Genomic DNA, 19722 nt, shown 5'->3' with positions numbered 1-19722 from the left:
GCGGCCGGCGGTAGCTTCCTGGGCGGGCTTTTCGGGGCTGGCGCCGGTCAGTCGTTTGGCTCGCCTCAGCCGACGCCGGGGAGCGCCGATGGGTCCCAGACTGCGGCGGCCTCCGGTCGGGGCTGGTCCAATCCAGCACCGGCAGAGCCGCAGGAGCGGGTGCCGGCGCTGCCGCCAGGGGCGCAATACGGCGCGCCATCGGCCGCGCGTGGTCTGTTCGGGCAGGGCCAAGCGGGCGGCGGCGGTTTCCTGTCGTCGGCCCTGACGACCGCGGCGGGGGTGGCGGGCGGCATGATGGCGGCGAGTGCGCTGGGCAGTCTCTTTGGTGTGGGGCAGGCCCATGCGGCAGGGCTGTCCGATCTCGGTGCGCAGAGCGCTGCCGCCCAGGCTCAGGCCGCCGCGGCACAGGCCGAGGCGGCGGCCGCCCAGGCGCAGTCCGCGGCGGCGCAGCAACGCGACGATGAGCCGCAACTACCGGATGACTTGGACGACTCGGGTGACCTGCTGGCGGACAACGACGCGGCGGACTTCGATACCTTCGGGGGCTTCTGACGTTACCGTGAGAGTCGCGCCGGGAGCGCGCTCCACTTCTCCCTCCCCTATTGGGGGAGGGCCGGGGAGGGGAACGGCCAAGGCGCCCGCCACTTTCATCTTGCGGGGTGCTGCGGGCGCCATGGCCGTTAACTATCCCGTCCCGCCGCGTGCTGGGCTGGCCAGGCGATGAGGATCGCATGCACCAGGGTGGCGAGCGGGATGGCGAAGAACACGCCCCAGAATCCCCACAGCCCGCCGAAGACCAGGATGGCGACTATGATGGCGACTGGGTGGAGGTTTACCACCTCCGAGAACAGCAGCGGGACCAGGACGTTCCCATCCAGGGCCTGGGCGATGCCATAGATGGTTGCGAGCCAGATGAACTCCGCGGACCAGCCCCACTGAAACCAGGCGATCAGGATTACCGGCACCGTCACCACGACGGCCCCGATATAGGGCACGATGACCGACAGCCCCAGGAGCAGGGCCAGCAGCATCGCATAGCGCAGACCGAAGGACAGGAAAATGAGATAGTTGAACGCCCAGACGATCAGGATCTCCCAGAATTTGCCGCGCACATAGTTGGCGATCTGCCGGTCGACCTCGACCCAGATGGCGTTGGCGATGCGCCGGTGCTCCGGCAGGTACTGCCGAAACCAATCCAGAATCAAGTCTTTATCCTTAAGAAAGAAAAATACCAGAAGCGGCATCAAGATCAGATAGACCACCACCGTGAGCACCCCGACCACGCCCGCCAGGGACCAGGACAGCACCCGCTGACCGAAGGCCACGGCCTCGGAGCGCAGCGAGCCGATCAGCTCGTCGATCTGCTCGGTGCTGACCAGGTCCGGGTGACGCCCCGGCAGTTCCACCAGTGCCCGCGTCCCCTCGTTGATCATATTGGGCAATTGCTGAACCAGTTCGGTGACCTGCCGGGACACGAGCGGCAGCACCCCGAACAGGAGCAGGCCCACGAACAGCAGGAAGCCGATAAAGACCACCAACACGCTGGCCGTGCGCGGCAGGCCGTGGCGTTCGCAGACGCCGACCAGGCCCTCCAGCAGATAGGCAACGACCATGCTGGCCAGCACCGGGGCCAGCATGTTGCCGAGGGTCAGGATGACGGCGGTCAGGGTCAGCAGGAGCAGCGTCAGGAAGACGAGCTGGGGGTCGGAGAGATAGCGACGGAACCAGTCGGCGATAATTCCCATGGCGATCGGCTAGCCGCCCCGGTGCAGGCCCGTCCGGGCGTTCTGGAAATGACGCAGGAACAGGGCCTCCAGGTCGTCGATGACCTGGGGTGCCGGGCGGCCATGCAGCACATGGGCGGTCATCAGGGCGGCGGTCTCATGGAGCATGGGGTCGCGATCGAGCATGGCGTAGGTCAGGGTCAGGCGGCGGATGGCGGCGATCACCGTTTCCTGCGCCGGCCGGGGGTGCGTCCTGGGTTCCTGACACCGGTGCTCATCCGGGGTCTCATCCGGGCTCGGCGCGGGCGCTGTTGCCAACCGACCACCCCGGGCGAGGAACTCGGCAAAGGCCAGCAGGCTGTGCTGATCCGCGTTGCCGAGCCCGCAGTAGAGGCGCATCAGGCGTTGCGCGGGTTCGGACTCTGGCGTGGGATCGGGCGCATCCTTGGACGTCAACATGATAGCTTGATTTGAGATCTGCGGGGATGGCCGAGCCATATAGCATAAAAACATGATTTGAGTCTAGGTTTCCTGATCTCACGGGTATTGCAGGGCCGCGCTGCGCAGCCGCATGTCGCGTTTTTGCGACTGCCATGTCATCGCAACAAATGGTAGCAATCGGGCGTCGCTTCGCCTACAGTTCGCCCGCTGAAGGTGTCGACTGATCTCCTTAGATAGACGGATTCGCTCAGGTTTTCAAGTCAGTCGCCGGGCTTGAGTAGGGCCTGTGCGCCGCCCGACTGCCCTGTTGCCGGCGCGCCACTGCGGGTGCAGGCACGGCCAGGCCGACCGCCGGCGGCGAGGATCGCGCCATATCGAAAACAGACAACAACTTAGCTCTTCTGGGGGATCAGTCATGTATGCGAAGATTACACGTGCACGCGCCGCGGCCCTGATCACTGGCGCCATCGGCATCCTGGGTGCCCAGGGCAGCGCGCTGGCCTCCGGCTTCGCGCTGCCGGAGGCCTCCGCCGCGGGTGTCGCGACCGCCAATGCCATGGTCGCCAACCCCAAGGAGCTCGGCGCCATCCCCTACAACGCGGCGGCCATGGGTTTCCAGGATAAATCCAGTCTGGCCTTGGGTGCACTGATGATTGCCCCCAGTTTCTCCGTCAACACGGCCAGCGGCAATCACTCCAGCAACGGGGCGGCCTGGGTCGCGGGACCCATGCTCCAGGCGGTGATCAAGATCAAGGATCAATGGCGCCTGGGGCTTGGGGTCACCACGCCCTTTGGCCTGGAGACCCGGTGGACCTATGGGACCTTTCCGGCGCTCAGTCAGAGTGCGACGATCCCGGTGCCCGGAACGCGGAGTACGGTCACGGTCCCCAGCGGCAATCACCCCACGGCGAGTAAGCTCGAGATCCTGGACGTGGCGCCGACTGGCGCCTATCGGGTCAATGACAACCTGAGCCTGGCGGTCGGCATGGATATCTACTGGGCCAGGTCGGCCCGGCTGGACTCCAATATGGGACAGATGAGTGGGGATGGGACCGGGTACGGTTTTAATCTCGGGGCACTGTATCGGGTCAACGCCCTGTCCCTGGGCCTGAGCTTCCACTCCGCCGCGACGCTCAAGCTCAGTGGTGACTACACCCCGGCCAATGCGACGCTGGTGGCGCTCGGGAGACTGGCGCCCGCCCAGCCGGCCAGCCTGAATCTGGATCTGCCCTGGCGTTTGCAACTGGGCGCCCGCTATGAGTTTACCAAGGACTTGGCGGCAGAGTTCGACTGGACCTACACGGGTTGGAGCCAATTCCGCCAGTTGTCGGTGACGGGCGATGGGACCGGCACCACGATCTCAACCGAGACCAATAATTGGAACGACGCCAGCGCGTTCCGTCTGGGCCTGACCTGGCAGGTGCGGCCGGCCACCCAACTGCGCTGTGGCTATGCCTATGATCAGACCGGCCAGGGCAACAGCTACTTCAGCGCGCGGGTGCCAGACACCGATCGCCACACCTTCAGTATTGGTATCGCCCAGACCCTGACCCCCATGTTCTCCGTCGAGGCCGGGTACATGTATGTCATGGGCCAGAAGCGCAACTACTCCGGCAGCGTCCCTTATAGTGCCACCAGTGGCGTCAACGGGACTACCGCGCTCAATGGCCAATATGAGATGAGCGCGCACGTGGTCGGCATTGAGGTGGTGGCGACCTTCTGAGGCGAGCCAGGCAGGGCATTTCTCGTTCCCACGCTCCTGCGTGGGAATGCGGCGCGGGCACTCCGCGTCCGGTCTTGGCACTGGACGAAGAGCGCCCTCACTTGCTCCCACGCAGGAGCGTGGGAGCCACAAGCGCCGACCGACTCTCCCGGACCTATGTTCTCAGATATAGAGGCAGATGTCGCTCTCGCCGGCATACTCGAAGAAGGTTGCGGCCCCCCCGAACTCCACCCCGTCGATGAAATCCGCGTGCTTGAGATCGAACAGATCCACCGTCATCTGACAGGCGATGAGCTTAACCTCGGCCTCCTGGCAAAGGGCGCGCAAGTCTTCGATACTGGCGACGCCCTTCTTCTTCATCTTGGCCTTCATCATCGTGGTCATGATCCGCTGCATGAAGGGCATGGCGGTCAACAGCACCGGCATGAAGCGTTCCATGCCGCCGGGCATAGGCATACCGGGGTTGCCCAGTGGGGTCACCTTGAGATCCAGCTCCTTTTTCAGGAGCTGCAGCCCGTAGAAGGTGAAAAAGATCTGGACTTCATAGTCCAGCGCGGCCGCGGTCGAGGCGAGGATAAAGGGCGGGTAGGCCCAATCCAGTGAGCCCTTGGTGGCGATGATCGTGAGCTTCTTGCGAGCCATCGGGTCCTCCAGGTGGTGTTGGCGGCGGGTCGGGGATCAGGCCTTCTTGATCAGGTAGTGGAATTTTCCGGCTCTTCCCTGGACTCCAGCAGTTCGTTACCGGTCTGCTTGGCGAAGGCGTCGAAGTCTCGCACCGAGCCGGAATCGGTGGCGATGATGTGTAACACCTGCCCGGAGGCCATGGCGTTCAGGGTCTTCTTGGCGCGCAGGATCGGCAAGGGGCAGTTCAAACCGCTGGCGTCGAGCTCTTGGTCATGGGCCATGGGGTGTACCTCCGGATTTGCGTTGTTTCAGGGTAGACGAAAAGGTACTGAATGAATCTGATATTTTCGCAAATGAATAATGATAATTATCTGAAAATATTCTATTTGCAGTGCCAAAAAAATGAAATAAACGCGATGGAAAGCAGAAAATAATGGGGCTGGCCAGGCCGTGTCAGCGAACAATGCCGCGGCGGTGAGCGGCGTCACCGCCGCGGCGCCTCAATGTCCCGGGGGCGCGATCGTGTAACCGTGCCGCGCCCAGGCGATGATCCCGCCGCGCAGGTTCAGTACCCGTCCCCACCCCTGTTGTTTGAGGTAGGCACTGGACTGGTAGGAGCGCGCGCCACTGCGGCAGTAGAGCACCAGGTCGCGATCCTGGGGCAGTTCGGCCAGCTGCAAGGGTAGCAGGTGCATAGGCAGCATCCGTGCCCCGGGGATGGCGCCCCCGGCGACCTCCCCCGGGGTGCGGATGTCCACCAGCAGGAGGTCCTCACCGGCCGCCAGGCGCCGGTGCAGTGACTCTGAATCGATCTCGTTGACCACGTTGTCCATCTGCCATAGGCTTTAGTATTTTACTATATTAGTATTTTTCGCGCGTCAACTCAACGCCGCGCTTGCCACGGGCCTACTCAGAGATCTATGGAATTTTTACCTATTTTTCAGTCTGTCACGGGTAAACCGTGCCTGGTGGTCGGCGGTGGTGCCATCGCCCAACGCAAGCTCGGCAGCCTGTTGCGCGCCGGTGCGGCGGTCACCCTGGTCGCCCCCCGGATCACGGCGGACCTGGTCCGGATGGGCGCGGCGGGGGAATTCCGCCACCTGGCCCGCCCCTTTGAGCGCGCCGACATCGCCGGTATGCGGCTCGTGATCGCGGCCACGGACGACCGGGCGGTGAACGGGTGCATCGCGGAGCTTGCCACCGCGCAAGACATCCCGGTCAATGTCGTCGACGATCCCGATGCCTGCACCTTCCTGCTGCCCTCGGTGATCGATCGCAACCCGGTGGTGATTGCCGTCTCCACCGGCCGGGCCTCCCCGGCGTTGGCACGCCTGCTGCGTACCCGGCTCGAGTCCATGATCCCCGCGGGCTATGGACGTCTGGGGGAGCTGTGTGCCCGCTATCGCGACCGGGTCAAGACACGCCTGCCGGAGGTGCACGCGCGTCGCCGCTTTTGGGATCGGGTCCTGGCAGGGCCTGTCGCCGAGCGCGTCTTCGCCGGCCAGCTGGGCGAGGCGCAGGCGGCCATGGAGCGCGAGCTGGCCCCGGGCGCGCAGGGGCTTAACCTGGGTGAGGTCTATCTGGTGGGGGCGGGACCGGGTGACCCGGATCTCCTGACCTTTCGCGCGCTTCGGCTCATGCAGCAGGCCGACGTAGTAGTCTACGACCGGTTGGTGGCCGAGCCCATCCTCAACATGACGCGGCGCGATGCCCGCCGCATCTACGTGGGCAAGGAGCGCGCCCACCACAGCATGCGCCAGGAGGACATCAACTGCCTGCTCGCTGACCTGGCCCGCGATGGGCACCGGGTGCTGCGGCTCAAGGGCGGGGACCCCTTCATTTTCGGCCGCGGCGGGGAGGAGATTGAGACCCTGGCGGCGCAGGGCATCCCCTTTCAGGTCGTCCCCGGCATCACCGCCGCCTCCGGGTGCGCCGCCTATGCCGGCATCCCCCTGACCCACCGTGATTATGCCCAGTCGGTCACCTTCGTCACCGGGCACCTCAAGGATGGCACCATCGATCTCAATTGGCCGCAACTCGCCTATCCGGGCCAGACCCTGGTCTTCTACATGGGCCTGGGTGGACTGCCGATCATCGTCGAGCAGCTGATCGAGCACGGCGTCGCTGCCGCGATGCCGGTCGCCCTGGTCCAGCAGGGAACGACCCACCAGCAACGGGTCTATGTCGGTACCTTGAGCAGCATTGTGGGGCTGGTGGCCGCGGACCTGCCCAAGCCGCCGACCCTGATCATCGTCGGTGAGGTGGTGCGGCTGCGTGAGCAGCTCGCCTGGTTTCGCCCCGGTGCCGATCCGCTGCCGGGGGGCTGACCCCAAGTGGATGCCTGTGAGCCGGAGTATCTCACGCCAAGGCGTTGGCGGCCATGGCGAGGATCGGTAGCAACGGTCGGGCAGGGCGCGGGTGGCGCGGGTGGCGTCGAGTCCGTCCATGAGCGGCATCGGCATGTCCATCCGCATCAATCGGTCGGGACCTCTTTGGCGTCCCGCTCGGCGCGCTCCAGTCGCGCGGTGAACCAGAATGTGCTGCCCTGGCCCGGGGCGCTCGTCAACCCGACCTCGCCCCCCCAGCAGGGCGGCCAGGCGTTTGACGAGCCCGAGCCCGAGCCCGGTGCTGCCGTATTGCCGCGTGGTGGAGTTGTCGGCCTGGACGAAGGATTGGAAAAGCCGGCGCTGCTGCTCGCCAGCCAGTCCGATCCCCTGGTCCTGAACATCAATGCGCAGCAGGACGCTCTGCGGCGCGTCTTCCACGACACTGGCGCGCACCTGGATCTCTCCCTGGTTGGAGAACTTGATGGCGTTGGCGATATAGTTCGGTACCATCTAGCCCAGGCGCAGCGGGTCGCCGCGCAGGCGGGCCGGGACGCCCGGGTCGATCTGGACCGCCAACCGCAGACCCTTCTCCGCCACCCGATCTCGCACCATGGCCACCGTTCGGTCGAGGACCTGCGCGAGGGAGAGTTCCACTCGCTCCAGAGCGAGGCGCTCGGCCTCGATCTTACCGTGAAAGTCGCGCCGGGAGCGCGCTCCACTTCTCCCTCCCCCCATGTGGGGGAGGGGCGGGGAGGGGGAACGGCCAAGGCGCCCGCCACTTTCATCTTGTGGGGTGGCGCGGGCGCCATGGCCGTTAGCCGGTCCGGCGTGCAGGCGCCACTGATTCTTCTCGGATATATCGCGAGCCGCCACCGACTAAAGCCTCGACCGGTTGCGGACGGACCACGGCTGGTCGGAACGATGATCAAAGCCCGCCGTGGTCACCCCTATAGCACCGCCACCGCCTTGATCTGAATCCACACCGGCAGACCCGGCGCCAGCCCCAGTTGTTCGGCGGCCCGGCAGGTCACCCTGGCGAGCAGGGCGGTGCCGTTGACCTGGAGCTTGACCAGGGCGAGCGCCGGATGGTCGTCCGCGCCGAGTGAGTCGACCCGCGCGGGCAGGGTGTTCTGGATGCTGGTCCCGGTCCCCGGCTCCAGGACGACGCTCACGTCGCGGGCGAGGATGCGCACCCGCACCGCACGGCCCAGCGGGAGCCCCGAGTCGCGCACCCACAGGCTCTGCGTGCCGCACTCCACGCGCAACAGGTGCCAGCGCTCATCGCGCTCGGCGACCCGCCCCGCCAGCACCACACCCGCGTCTTCGCCGAGCCGGATCGGCAGGTCGAGGCGGGCCAGTGTTTCGCTCAGTGGCCCGGCTGCCAGCACCCGACCCGCCTCCATCACCACCAGGTGGTCGGCGAGGCGCGCCACCTCGTCCGGGGCATGGCTGACATAGAGGACCGGGATCGACAGCTCATCGTGCAACCGCTCCAGATAGGGCAGGATCTCCTGCTTGCGCTGATGGTCCAGGGCGGCCAGCGGCTCGTCCAGCAGCAGGATGCGCGGGCTGGTCAGGAGCGCGCGGGCGATGCCGACCCGCTGCCGCTCGCCGCCGGAGAGCCCGCCAGGGGCGCGCTCCAACAGGTGGCCGATGCCCAGCAGTTCAATCGCCTGACCCCAGGAAACCCGCCGGTCCGCGACCGGGATGCGCTGCTGCCCAAAGGCCAGGTTGCGCCTGACGCTCAGGTGCGAGAACAGGCTGGCCTCTTGGAAGACATAACCCAGGGGGCGCCGATGGGTGGGCAGGAAGTGGCCCTGGGCCTCGTCCTGCCAGGTCTCGCCATTCACCCGCAGGTAGCCGGCCGCGGCCCGCTGCAACCCGGCGACACAGCGCAGCACCGTGGTCTTACCGGAGCCGGAGGCGCCGAAGAGGGCGATCACCCCGCGCCCGGGCAGGTGCAGGTCGACATCCAGGGTGAAGCCCGGAAACGCGATGTGGAAGCGCGCGGCAATGCCGTCGCCGACGTCAGCGCTCACCGCCACACCTGCCCGCGGTTGCCGAGGCTGTAGAGGGTCAGCAGGACCAGGAAGGCGAAGACCACCAGGATCCCCGCGAGCCAATGGGCTTGCGTGTACTCCAAAGCCTCCACGTGGTTATAGATCTGGATCGAGACCACGCGGGTGCGGTTGGCGATGTTGCCGCCGAGCATGAGCACCACCCCGAATTCGCCCACGGTGTGGGCGAAGCCCAGCACGGCGGCGGTCAGATAACCTGGCCGTGCCAGGGGCAGGACCACCGTAAAGAAGGTGTCCAGGGGGCTCGCGCGCAGGGTGGCGGCGACCTCCAGCGGCCGGTCGCCGATCGCCTGGAAGGCGTTCTGCACCGGTTGGATCACGAAGGGCATGGAATAGATGACGGACCCGATCACCAGGCCCGGAAAGGTAAAGGGCAGCAGCCCCAGCCCCAGGGCCTGGGTAAGCTGACCCAAGGGGCCGTTCGGCCCCATGGTCACCAGCAGGTAAAAGCCGATCACCGTCGGCGGGAGCACCAGCGGGAGGGCCACCACCGCGGCAACCGGGCGTCGCCACCAGGAGCGGCTGCGGGCCAGCCACCAGGCGATGGGCGTGCCGATCAGCAGTAGCAGGATGGTCGAGAGCGACGCCAGCTCCAGGGTCAGGCGGATGGCGCCCCAGTCTTCCGCGGTCAGGCCCATGGCGATCAGAGGCCGTAGCCGTAGGACGTGATGATGGCCCGCGCCTTCTCGCCCTTCAGAAAGTCGAGGAGCGCGATGGCGGCCGGCTTGTCCTTGCCCTTGGCGAGGATCACGGCGTCCTGGAGGATCGGGCTATAGAGCTTGGCCGGCACGATCCAGGCCGAGCCATCGGCTACCTTGCCCTCCTTGTAGACCTGGGACAGGGCGATGAAACCGAGCTCCGCGTTGCCGCTCTGCACGAACTGGAAGGCCTGGGCGATGTTATCCGCCTGCACCAGCTTGGGTTCCAGGGCGCCAAAGACCTCCAGCTTTTTCATGGCCTCCACGCCGGCGGCACCGTAGGGGGCGAGCTTCGGATTGGCGATCGACAGGTGCTCGAACTTACCCTGCTTCAGCACCTTGCCTTTCTGGTCCACGAAGTCCGGCTTGGCGCTCCACAGCACCAGCTTGCCGATGGCATAGGTAAAGCGGGACCCGGCCACAGCGCTGCCCTCCTTCTCCAACTTGGCCGGGGTCTCGGCGTCCGCGGCGAGCAGGACTTCGAAAGGGGCGCCGTTCTGGATCTGGGAGTAGAACTTGCCGGTCGAGCCGAAGGCGGCGACGACCTTGTGATTGGTCGCCTTCGCAAAGGCCTCAGCGATCTCTTTCATGGGCGCGGTGAAGTTGGCGGCGACAGCCACCTGGACCTCATCGGCGCGCGCGCCGACGGCGGCAGCGATGAGGGCGAACGCCAGCGACAACTTGATGATTGGCTTCATGGTAACGGTTCCTAAGAAAATGGAGTTGATGATGGAAACGGGGGCGGCGGCCCGGCAGCGTCTAGATAACGGTCGCCAGGATCACGCTGGACGCCTGGAACACGGCACAGGCGTCCCGGCCCGGCAGCAGGTCGAGCCGGCCCAGACCCTCCGGGGTGATCACCGCGGCGAGGGTCCGCCCGCCGGGCAGGATCAGGGTGACATCCGCATCGACGGGACCCTCGTGGATGCGGCTGACCTTGCCCCACAGATGGTTGAGCGCGGAGGTTCGCAGCCCCGGGTCGGTGCTCAGCATGACGGCGGACGCCTTCACCAGCGCATGGACCTCGAGTCCGAGCGTGAGCCCCAGGGCCTCGGCGCTGTCGCGGGTGACGATGGCCGTAACCTGCGTGTGGTCGTCCAGGCGCAACACCACCTGTGCGTTCACCTCGTCTGTCTGCAGGCTCGCCAGGGTGCCCACAAACTGGTTGCGGGCGCTGGTGCGCATGGACAGGCGCCGCAGCAGGGACTGGAATTTGTACTGTTCGCCGGTTTCGCCCGCGTCCATCCCGCGGGCGAGCCGCTCCACGGCCTGTTGGTATTCTTCCTCCACCGCCCGGTACAAGGTGATCAGCCGACGCCCGAAGTCAGTGAGGTGGGTACCGCCACCGTGACGCCCGCCCACGGCGCTCTCCACCAGGGGGGAGTCGGCCAGGTTGTTCATGGCATCCAGGGCATCCCAGGCGGCCTTGTAGGACATCGGCACCGCTTTCGCTGCCCGCGAGATGGAGCCGTGGCGCCCGATGGCCTCCAGCAGCCGGATGCGGGTATCGCCCAGGAAGGCGCCCACTTCGGTGTTGACCGACAGCGTGCCGACCAACCGCGGAAAGCCGCTCGGATTGAGTGACATGGACTCTCTCTATATAACGCAGACTATAGCGCCGGTGCTATTTGACAGGCAAAGCGGGGGCCACGTCAACCGTACGCTATGGTTGAGTCTAGCCTCCGGTACGGCCTACACTGCGACGCTCGCGGTGGTCCGGTGGGACCAATTCCGCGGCTGTCCTATTCCCATTTCTAGAGGTTTATCATGAAAATCAGCGCACGCAACCAGTTTTCCGGCACGATCTCGGCCGTCAAGGCCGGTGCAGTCAACAGCGAGGTCGATGTGACCCTGGCGGGCGGTCAGAAGATTGTCGCCATGGTGACCAATGAGAGCGCCAATGCACTGAATTTGAAGTCCGGTGGGGAGGTCGTGGCGCTGGTGAAGGCGTCCTCGGTCCTGGTCATGACCGATTCCTCCGGGCTGCGGATCAGCGCCCGTAACTGTCTGGAAGGCACCGTGAAGGCATTGAACCTAGGGCCGGTGAGTGCCGAGGTGACCATTGCGCTCGCGGGCGGCACCGAGGTCCACGCCACCATCACCCACGCCGCGGCGACCGATCTGGGGCTCAAAGAGGGTGGGGCGGCCACCGCGGTATTCAAGGCGTCCGCGGTGATCTTGGGCGTGGCGGCCTGATAGCGCTATTTGCACCAATATATAGCGAGAGTCCCGCCAGCGGCGCGGCGGTGCCCAGTACGGGTGCGTCGGTCCGCTGCGCGGACCAACTGATTAATGCCCGGCGGGCAATGCTCCCGTACCCAGGGGGGCCGTCGACGGAATCTCCGCCGGCAAGGCCGAGGGGCGGGGAGGGCGACCGTCACCCAGTCCACTGCCGGGCAGCCAGGTGCCAAGGTCGCGAGCGATCCAGACCCCGCCGCCCAGCGCGGCCAGGAATCCCAGCAGCATGGCAAGTCGGCGGCGCCAACGGCGGCCGACGGGACTGGCCTGGGGGTGTTCAGACTCCGAGGGTGCGGACGCACCCCCACACGCAATCACGGCCACGGTGGAATTGTCCTGGCGCTCCAGCCCCTTGGCCTTGACCGCGGCCATCACCGCGTCGGCACCCGCTTGAGCCTCCTGGCCCAGCGCCGCCGCCATCTCGTCCGGTGTCAACACCCCGTGGATACCGTCACTGCACAGCAGCACGCGGTCTCCGGGTATCAGGGTCACGGGGCTGTGGTTGCAGTCTATCCGCGTGATCTCGGGCATCCCGACGAAGCTGGTCAAGGCGTCGCCGCCCGGTTCGGCCTCCGCCGCCGCCCGGCTCAACCGGCCTTCGGCAACCTTCTCCAACAGTTCGTTACGGTAGTTGTGGTCCCGGGTACACTGGGTAATCGAGCGGTCGGCGCCGCGGTAGAGATAGAGTCGGCTGTCGCCGACCGACACCCAGTAGAGCAGGTCGCCCTTGACCGCCGCCGCCACCAGGGTCGTGCCCATCGAATACTCGCCCGCACCCCGGCACGCCGCATCATAGACCGCCCGGTTGGCCGCGCTCAGTGCGTGCCGCAGGGCCTGCGGGATCGGTTCGTCCGGGCGCCGGCCCGCATAGGCCGCCAGCATCTGCTGCACGGCCAGCCGGCTCGCTGCCGCGCCGTCGCTCAGGCCCCCGATGCCATCGGCGACGATCGCCAATACCCCGCGACAGCCGCCAGCAGCGTCTTGCTCGAAGCCGCAGGCGTCTTGCTGGTCCGCACGGCCGCCAATCCACTGAGCACTGCCTGGTCTCAACTGCATCATTGTGCCCCCAGAGTTGTTGGTTGGCTGGCCGAGTCTGGTGGATCTCGGTGCCGCGCGGTCGCGCCAGATCGCCTTGGCCGACGGGCTCGGTCGCAGACTATAGTAGGGTGGCGTTCCGGTCCACTGGTGATGCGGGAGTGGGTTCGCTGGTTTGCACGGGGGCTAGGGTCTGACGGAACCGAGGTGCAGAGCACCGGACATCCCAGTCTCCCGCAATTGCCTTAACTTCACATAATATTCATTATCGGCCATCCTCACCATGGGGCCAGAGTGCGTGGGGCCGCGTGGTGGCTGGTCTGAGGCTCAGTTACTCGGTGAAGGCTTCGCGGCCAATTTGGCCGTTCTGCGGGCGCTGCAACAGCGCTGCGGTTTCACCAATCCCCAGGCCGCCACAGTCTGCGGGGTGTCCCTGCGGACCTATCGCCGGTGGCTCTGTGAAGGCAACCCGACCCCGGCCGCGGTGCGCCTGCTGGCGATCCTGGCGGGCTTCGTCCCGTGGGTCGGCTGGGAAGATTGGGAGGTGCACCACGGCTATCTGTTCCCGCCGGGCTTCTCCCGGCACGGGCTCGCGCCGGCCGACTTCCATGCACTGGTGTTCTGGCGCCAGCTCGTCAGCGAGTACGGCCGCCAGAATGCCGCGCTGCGCGTCCGCCTGGCCGAACTCGAGGTTCAACTGGGACGGCCGGCGGCGGCACCCGGCGCCGGTCCCGAGCGCGGGCCGGTGGTCGTGCCGTTCAGTCTCGATCGCCTTGACCAAGCCGACCCGCAACCGGCGGCCAGTGGGCGGCGGTCGGTCGGGTAACGCGCCCCAATGGAACACCCAAAAACCCGGCCGGTCCCGTGGTCGAACCCAAGGGGAGGGTTAGTAGCACTCCCCTTTAGTCTCACTGGTGAGACAAACGCCCGGTTTTGGGGGTCTGGTGGACCTGTCTAGGCCGGCGCTGCACGTCGATCGCTTGGACCTGTCGCAGGACCATGCGGACGCGCCCGACTGGGGGTCGGCGGTGCGGGTTGACTACGATTTGAAGACGGGCGAGGTGTTGCAGTCGGTCGTCAAGTCGGATCGGCTTGAGGGCTCTTGGGAGTCTTCGCTATTGGTGCGCTGCACTGGCGGGCGGGTCCAGGTTCAGGGCAACCCGTCCAAGTGGGGCCGCCTGGAAGCGGTTGGGCGTGGCTGCGCCTCGGTGCTGGAAGGGGTTGAGGTCTATAACCGGGTGCTCGCGGATGTCGGCTTGCCGCTCTTCTACGTTGGGGAACGGGCGAGGATTCCCGGGGCTGACGGTCAAGGCGTGCGGCTTGAGCCGCAGTGCCCGCGCATCCAGTGGGTTCACATCGCGGCGAATGTCCGCTTGGGTTCGGCGACGGCGGTTGGTCCCTACTTCGATTGGTTAGCGTTGCAACGGATCGGTAAGCGTGGTCAAGCGTTGCGGTCGGTGGGTCCGTTGTCGGTGCGCGCTGGCACCCGGCGGCGGCGCCAGGTGGCGATTTACAGTAAGGCCGAGGAAGTCCTTGAGGAATTGGCGCGCTGGCGGCGTAAGCGGTGTTGTCCGGAGCAAGACGCCGTGGTCACCTATCTTGAGGCGTTGGCTGATCGGTTGAAAGTGGAAGGCTGGGTTCGGCGTGAAGTGCGGTTGTCGGGTGATTATCTGGTAACGAAAGCATTGCAATGGGTTGATGCGTGGTCAGAAGAAACGATGTTTTGTGAGTGGCAAGAATACGGTGTGGTAACGAGTGAGGGTGTAACCGTGTGTGACTGGAAAACTGAAGTGTTTGATCGGTTGTTGGCGCGTGGATTGGGTGAACGGGCCGCGCGTCAGCGTGTTGAAACCTTGCTCGCTTGGATGGGCGGCGTTGAAGTCGGACCGGGCGAGGGTCGTAGTCGTGCGACCTTCTATCGGATTGCGGCGGAATTGCGCGAGGTGGCTGGGGTGGATATCCGCTCGCGGCCGAACGTGGTTACTTTGGGTTCGCGTGTGCAGCGGATTGCCCGCCCGGTGGATGCGCGTATTGCCACGGTGGCCGATGTCGAGGCCCTGTATGCGGGGCTCGGCGATCTGTCGCGCGCGGCCTGACGTGAACCCGGCCACTCTGGTGGGGACTTCGCGACAGGCGGCGGCGCTGTGTTGGCGTGGGGTTCTCGGTGTCCAGAAAGTTTGTGGGTTATGTCATCGGCACCGCGGCCGAAGAGTTTCTTTCGGCGGTCGAGGAAGGGCCGGGTTGGATGATGTGCGCTTATGCCGGGCATCCAGACTTGGCCTTGCAGTTTCCCGGGGCCGCTGAGGCTCGGCGTATGGTTCAAGCGATTGACAAACTCGGTGTTGTGGCCTTGCCACTGTATGACGCGGGGGCGCAATGGTGGGTGGACTGGGGGCGGCCCCTGTCCTAGCGGCATGGCCGCGGTCCGTTGCGCGGCGTTAGCCGCTCCTGCGTTCGTGAAGGCTGAACGGCTGTTCAGACTGAGGGTCTGTGCTGTCGGCGTTGGTCGGGAAGAAAAGAGCGGACGGCGCAAGCGGTAAGCCTTCAGGCCGGTGCGCTGGCAAGGAGTACCGAGCGGCGCGCAGGTCGGTAGGCCGGATTTGTCTACGTCCTGTGTGCAAATGCGAGGAACGAGCATTGCACACAGGACGTAGACAAACGGCGGGCGAGCGGGCGACGTGCGGGGCTTCGCTGAAAACGTTTTGCGGTGTTCTCGCGTGTTTTGAAAGGCGGACCCCGATCCGGTTGCACCCGGGCCGGGGTCCTGACCACAACCAACTGTAGAGGAGTCGGTCATGGGTTCGCAGATGGTAGCAGCATTGAAGCGCGTGCCGTTCATGGTCGTGAAGACCGGCAACGGTGTCTGTCCGTTCAGTCGGTGCGCGAGCATTGACCCGGACGGTTGCGCGGTACCGTTGATGTATCCGTATCGCGCGTTCTGTTCGCACGCGGATCAGGGCGAAGCAGTCACGATGCAACCGCTGTCGCTTGGTGCTGAAGTCTTCGCGGTCGGTCCGTTTCTGTTCCTGACCTACTTCAAAGCCTTTCGCTGGGCGTTCAATCACCCGCAGGATTGCCAGCGTGTTTATTGGCTGCGCCAGGTCGCTTGCGGTTGGGAGCAATTTGCGTATTGCGGGGAAGTGGGTATTGATGCCAGTAGCCCCGAGCAATTCCAGCGCCATGCGGCTGAACTGCGCGCGGTGTTGCTTGAGGTCCGGCGGCGCTCCGATACCGGGGCGCGGTGTCTGGTACAACAGTGAGGACACCATGAATCTAAAGCGCGGGCGCCGTCTCTTTTGGTCCTTGTCCGGTCGTGTTCATCGTCACTTGTACCGTGACCCTGTGGCCCTGGTCTACCTCGACGCTGCGGAACGGCTCGGGGCGCAACTGCGGTGGAAGGAGCAACAGCAGCAGATTCGCGCCGAGCGTCGGGCGGCCTTGGATCAGGCCGGCGCCGCGGCCCTGAGTCGTCAGCCGGCGGCCATCGTGGTGTAACTGGGCGCCCTGCCCGGCTGTCTTCGCTGATGCCCACGGGCCGACGAAGATAGAGATCGGCAAGCGTGCTGGTATTTCGGTGACTGTTGGGGGGGTGGTGGCAGTGCGGGCGCATGAGGAGCGAGGAGGCACGACGAGCGAGCGAAGGCGCCCGCATTGGCCCGGCGGTCGCGTGCATGGGTGTGCGGACGCGGGCGCGGTGCAGAACGCTATCTTCGTCGGGCGCCGGCAGTCGGCTCTGGGGGTGGCCTTCCAGGTTGCCCATGCTGGCAGCACTGTTTACCTGGGAGGCGACCCCGGGCGGGTCCGCCGGCAGTCGGGGACCAGGTGCAGCCGTCCGCGGCCTGGAAGTGTCGACTTGGTCTTCACGAGAATACCTTACAACTGGCTCAGGCAATGATTGCCCCAAAGGACGCTAAGGTTTGTTCTGACGACAGCCCCCCAACTCGATAAAACCATACCGCCTGTTGGTGCGAAGATCGCACGGCTAAACGATAAGGTTTTTCCTGACGACCCCCAACTCCACAAACCACTGGTGCTTGAGCTCAGGCACCTCGTGTGGATCTTCCGCTGGTCTAGCCCCCGCGGGCCTATCCGCAACCAAGTTTGTCCACATATCCACGCCCCAAGGAACGCCCCCTTAAGGGCGTGGATTGGGGGGTGGGTATGTGGGCAAACCCCTCTGAAACCCGCCGACTTGGCCGCCGCTTCCCTCTTTCTTCGCTGGGGATTAGTCGAAGCCACGGCGATGGTCGTTCGCGGCGCAGCCGCTCCCGTGTCAGGGACCCGAAAGGTTGATCAGATTGAGGGCGGTTCCGGTAGGTCTGGCGCTGTTGGTGTCGCCGTGACGGGTTCGTGCGGCCCGATGTACAGCCGGAGCCATTTTCGGTTTGCGTCGGTTTCCCGGATCATGCCCGCGGCCATGCAGTACATATCCAGATTGTGTAACGCAATGCGTTTATGAACTTCGTCCAGGGACAGGGCGCGTTCCAGAGCCTGTTTCAAGAGTGCATCGGTTTTCACCTTGGCAGTGTCCATCATCAGTGAATCCGGTGAACATTCCAGGGCTTGCATGAGCTTGTACAGGGTTGAAAGCTTCGGGTCCCCCTTCCCTTTCTCCATTTCTGAGATATGCGCGACCCGTAAACCGGTGCGGTCGGCAAGGTCGCCCTGAGTCCATCCCTTGTCGCGGCGCAACCGTCTGATATTTTCGGCCAAGGACATTGCGATTCCCCTACTTTTGCGCGCTATAGCGACAAGTTAGCGCTTTGGCGCAATTGTAGCGGCCATTTTTTCCGCTTGGACCTTGTTATAGCCTTAGCCGTAAGCTAAATTTACGGTCCAGGGGGATTGACAGGCTTTCAGGGGGCTAAGTGGTGAAACCTTATACATTATCGGCCACTTGCGCATATAACCATACTGAGCGTTGGCCTGGCGGCCCCGTCTCTCGCCGACCCGAAGCCGCCGTTCGCGGCTGCAGCAAGCGGACATTCACTATACGGTTCCTAGCCTATGTTCGATAAGCACGGCTGCCCTAGTAACGCCGCACTCCAGACTCATGCGCTGCCCCATTTCACCCGCACTAATACCGAGAACCGGTCGAGCCAAGGCGTCGGCGACACCCGCCGCGAGTGCCTTAGCGTCTAGACCTTTCCGCCTTAGCGTCCTGCCGCCTACCTTTATTCGTTCAAGCTCTGACCCCCAGAAGAATTGATCCGAAACATGCGCAACGATGATTGACGGCCTACCAGCAAGCAACGTTGCTTGTGTCGTCCCTGCGCCTCCATGGTGAACGATCAAGGCGCACCGAGGAAATACCTTGGTATACGGCGAACGACGAACCTTGAAGATCATGTCGCTGGTTTCAAAGACGCTCAGGTCATGCCAAGGAAGCTGTATTACGGCCTTACAACCAACGCGCTGGATCGCGTCGATCCAGATGCCTGCGACCTCCCGAAGGTAGTTTAGATTGGCGAGCATCATGCTTCCGAACGTGAAATATACCGGTGGCTCCCCGGCCGCCAGAAACTCGTCCAGGCCAGGTGGCAATTCTTCCGTTGCCGGGGAAGCGGGCGGATTGAGGAATCCGCAAACTTGATGGCGATCCTCCCAATCGGAAGGGCGCCGGCAAATCTGCGGACTCACGGCAATTAGGTTTAAGCGTCTAGCCGTCCAACTCTCCAGCATTACATCTTGATCAAGCGGAAGCCCCTCCTTTGCCCGAAGCGCATTTACTCTGGGAAGGAATATTCGATTGACCATGGAACGTCCAAGCCGCCATCCCATCGGGTATGTCCAACGACCGAGGTTTGGGAGGCCGGGGGGGCAAATCAAACTCGACGGTAAGCAGTTGTGAACAATATTCACAGTTGCTGACGGCCGCCCCGACTTCTGCGCGGCCACCTGAAGTGGATACGCAAAAAAGTGGCCTACAACGACATCATTGTCAGCACACAGATCACGGGCTGCTTCATACATCAAGGCAGCTACCGGATCGAAACCATATCGCATGACAACCTCGGCTTGGCGAATCGGATTGCCCAACTCGATGATCTGACGCCAGACGTGCTCGATTTCCTCGGTCGAGGCCATAACCGGGTTTGGGACCGCAATCACCTTGAAGCCCAAGCGTCGAGCCGAATCACTGTAATCGCGACCAACGTTATCCGTCACCACCAATGTGACATCGTGGCCTCTTTCGACGAGCCCCGCAGACAAGGCGGTAAAGGGATGTATATCCCCTTCGCTTCCCCAAGCTTGCATTCCAATCTTCATTACGTTGCATTCGCGAATATGCGGGAGGAACCATTATGGACCGCAGCGGCCGCTTTCAGGAAACATCTGGATGAATACGCTATGGCCGCTCTTGGCTGTCAGCCGCCGGTCAACCCTGCGCTTAGAGCCATCCGTCGATTCGCGTCACACGGCGGTGGTCGCCGCCGCTCCCGCCCCCCAGACCTGGCCGGCTCCGCATCACGTCCCGAGCGATGGGAGGCCGGCGTGATGCCCCAGACGACCGACCTGCCGGCCCGCCCAGCGAGCAACGGGGCATCGACCGGACCAGACCAATGGCCTGCGACCTCCGCCGCATGGGCAGTAGGAAAAAGAACTCGGGCCGCGGCCGAGCGCGCACCCCGCCGCCAGAACTGGGGCCGACGGCCGATGTTTTACGCCAAAGGGGACGGATACCGGACATTTCTAACGAGAAGGATGAGTCGTGCGAGCAGAGCGAGCCACGACTTATCCTTGTGGTTGGACGAGCCCGGTAAGTTGGCACGGGAGCTGTAATAGGAAATATCTTCTTGCCGGTCGCGCCCTCGCGGTGGGGTTGCGGGAGCG

General features: G+C 64.6%; 20 protein-coding genes and 2 pseudogenes. 9 read left to right on the top strand and 13 right to left on the bottom strand.

Going from position 1 to position 19722, the window contains the following annotated elements; all coding sequences use genetic code 11:
- A partial coding sequence (locus tag QZY44_RS02395; protein ID WP_295441723.1) for a DUF2076 family protein occupies nt 1-552 on the top strand: 552 nt, incomplete at its 5' end.
- Between the two features lie 128 nt (nt 553-680).
- On the opposite strand, the gene QZY44_RS02390 is transcribed toward QZY44_RS02395, so the two are convergent.
- Both QZY44_RS02390 and QZY44_RS02385 read right to left on the bottom strand, forming a co-directional pair.
- Nucleotides 681-1745 (bottom strand): AI-2E family transporter, encoded by a 1065-nt coding sequence (locus tag QZY44_RS02390; RefSeq protein ID WP_295441720.1) that lies wholly within the window; start codon nt 1743-1745, stop codon nt 681-683.
- Between the two features lie 9 nt (nt 1746-1754).
- The gene (locus QZY44_RS02385; protein ID WP_295441717.1) at nt 1755-2183 is read right to left on the bottom strand and encodes a hypothetical protein; all 429 of its coding nucleotides are present in this window, start codon (nt 2181-2183) and stop codon (nt 1755-1757) included.
- 397 nt (nt 2184-2580) lie between these two features.
- Between QZY44_RS02385 and QZY44_RS02380 the strand changes: the two genes are divergently transcribed.
- Entirely contained in the window at nt 2581-3888 is a 1308-nt protein-coding gene (locus tag QZY44_RS02380) for an outer membrane protein transport protein (protein ID WP_295441715.1), read from the top strand.
- A 162-nt stretch (nt 3889-4050) separates the two neighbouring features.
- Here the strand turns inward: QZY44_RS02380 and QZY44_RS02375 are convergent, their stop codons facing one another.
- The 3 genes and pseudogenes from QZY44_RS02375 to QZY44_RS02365 form a co-directional block, all read right to left on the bottom strand.
- Complete coding sequence (locus QZY44_RS02375; protein ID WP_295441712.1) at nt 4051-4530, bottom strand: DsrE/DsrF/DrsH-like family protein; 480 nt, start codon at nt 4528-4530, stop codon at nt 4051-4053.
- A 36-nt stretch (nt 4531-4566) separates the two neighbouring features.
- Nucleotides 4567-4793 (bottom strand): annotated as a pseudogene (locus QZY44_RS02370) (sulfurtransferase TusA family protein).
- Between the two features lie 219 nt (nt 4794-5012).
- On the bottom strand, nt 5013-5336 hold the full coding sequence (locus tag QZY44_RS02365; RefSeq protein ID WP_295441726.1) for a rhodanese-like domain-containing protein: 324 nt from the start codon (nt 5334-5336) through the stop codon (nt 5013-5015).
- A 96-nt stretch (nt 5337-5432) separates the two neighbouring features.
- Between QZY44_RS02365 and cysG the strand changes: the two genes are divergently transcribed.
- The gene (gene cysG / locus QZY44_RS02360; protein ID WP_295441710.1) at nt 5433-6839 is read left to right on the top strand and encodes a siroheme synthase CysG; all 1407 of its coding nucleotides are present in this window, start codon (nt 5433-5435) and stop codon (nt 6837-6839) included.
- Nucleotides 6840-7103: 264 nt separating this feature from the next.
- On the opposite strand, the pseudogene QZY44_RS02355 reads toward cysG, so the two are convergent.
- The 5 genes and pseudogenes from QZY44_RS02355 to QZY44_RS02335 form a co-directional block, all read right to left on the bottom strand.
- Nucleotides 7104-7349: pseudogene (locus tag QZY44_RS02355) on the bottom strand (ATP-binding protein); the annotation flags it as partial.
- A gap of 437 nt (nt 7350-7786) precedes the next feature.
- On the bottom strand, nt 7787-8878 hold the full coding sequence (modC, locus tag QZY44_RS02350; protein ID WP_295441708.1) for a molybdenum ABC transporter ATP-binding protein: 1092 nt from the start codon (nt 8876-8878) through the stop codon (nt 7787-7789).
- A complete protein-coding gene (gene modB, locus QZY44_RS02345) occupies nt 8875-9555 on the bottom strand; it encodes a molybdate ABC transporter permease subunit (RefSeq protein ID WP_295441706.1) in 681 nt (226 codons plus the stop codon). Before modB ends, modC begins: the two co-directional genes overlap by 4 nt.
- Nucleotides 9556-9560: 5 nt before the next feature.
- Entirely contained in the window at nt 9561-10313 is a 753-nt protein-coding gene (gene modA / locus QZY44_RS02340) for a molybdate ABC transporter substrate-binding protein (RefSeq protein ID WP_295441705.1), read from the bottom strand.
- Nucleotides 10314-10374: 61 nt separating this feature from the next.
- On the bottom strand, nt 10375-11202 hold the full coding sequence (locus QZY44_RS02335) for a TOBE domain-containing protein (protein ID WP_295441704.1): 828 nt from the start codon (nt 11200-11202) through the stop codon (nt 10375-10377).
- A gap of 180 nt (nt 11203-11382) precedes the next feature.
- On the opposite strand from QZY44_RS02335, the gene QZY44_RS02330 reads away from it, so the two are divergent.
- On the top strand, nt 11383-11811 hold the full coding sequence (locus QZY44_RS02330) for a TOBE domain-containing protein (RefSeq protein WP_295441703.1): 429 nt from the start codon (nt 11383-11385) through the stop codon (nt 11809-11811).
- A gap of 93 nt (nt 11812-11904) precedes the next feature.
- On the opposite strand, the gene QZY44_RS02325 is transcribed toward QZY44_RS02330, so the two are convergent.
- Nucleotides 11905-12909: a protein phosphatase 2C domain-containing protein gene (locus tag QZY44_RS02325; RefSeq protein ID WP_295441702.1), complete on the bottom strand. Its 1005-nt coding sequence runs from the start codon at nt 12907-12909 to the stop codon at nt 11905-11907.
- Between the two features lie 262 nt (nt 12910-13171).
- On the opposite strand from QZY44_RS02325, the gene QZY44_RS02320 reads away from it, so the two are divergent.
- From QZY44_RS02320 to QZY44_RS02300, 5 genes are all read left to right on the top strand, one after another.
- Complete coding sequence (locus tag QZY44_RS02320; RefSeq protein ID WP_295441701.1) at nt 13172-13714, top strand: helix-turn-helix domain-containing protein; 543 nt, start codon at nt 13172-13174, stop codon at nt 13712-13714.
- A 154-nt stretch (nt 13715-13868) separates the two neighbouring features.
- Nucleotides 13869-14984 (top strand): hypothetical protein, encoded by a 1116-nt coding sequence (locus QZY44_RS02315; protein WP_295441700.1) that lies wholly within the window; start codon nt 13869-13871, stop codon nt 14982-14984.
- Nucleotides 14985-15052: 68 nt separating this feature from the next.
- Nucleotides 15053-15298, top strand: a complete 246-nt coding sequence (locus QZY44_RS02310; protein WP_295441698.1) for a hypothetical protein — start codon at nt 15053-15055, stop codon at nt 15296-15298.
- 385 nt (nt 15299-15683) lie between these two features.
- Nucleotides 15684-16148, top strand: a complete 465-nt coding sequence (locus QZY44_RS02305) for a hypothetical protein (protein ID WP_295441696.1) — start codon at nt 15684-15686, stop codon at nt 16146-16148.
- A gap of 67 nt (nt 16149-16215) precedes the next feature.
- Complete coding sequence (locus QZY44_RS02300; protein ID WP_295441694.1) at nt 16216-16383, top strand: hypothetical protein; 168 nt, start codon at nt 16216-16218, stop codon at nt 16381-16383.
- 798 nt (nt 16384-17181) lie between these two features.
- Here the strand turns inward: QZY44_RS02300 and QZY44_RS02295 are convergent.
- Together QZY44_RS02295 and QZY44_RS02290 are read right to left on the bottom strand one after the other, a co-directional pair.
- Nucleotides 17182-17607: a helix-turn-helix transcriptional regulator gene (locus tag QZY44_RS02295; protein ID WP_295441691.1), complete on the bottom strand. Its 426-nt coding sequence runs from the start codon at nt 17605-17607 to the stop codon at nt 17182-17184.
- 270 nt (nt 17608-17877) lie between these two features.
- Nucleotides 17878-19158 (bottom strand): glycosyltransferase, encoded by a 1281-nt coding sequence (locus QZY44_RS02290; protein ID WP_295441688.1) that lies wholly within the window; start codon nt 19156-19158, stop codon nt 17878-17880.
- Nucleotides 19159-19722 lie beyond the last annotated feature (564 nt).

Source organism: uncultured Thiodictyon sp. (assembly GCA_903837595.1).
GTDB lineage: Bacteria > Pseudomonadota > Gammaproteobacteria > Chromatiales > Chromatiaceae > Thiodictyon.
The sequence above is the reverse complement of the archived record's forward strand: the minus strand, read 5'-3'. Positions and strand labels throughout refer to the sequence as shown.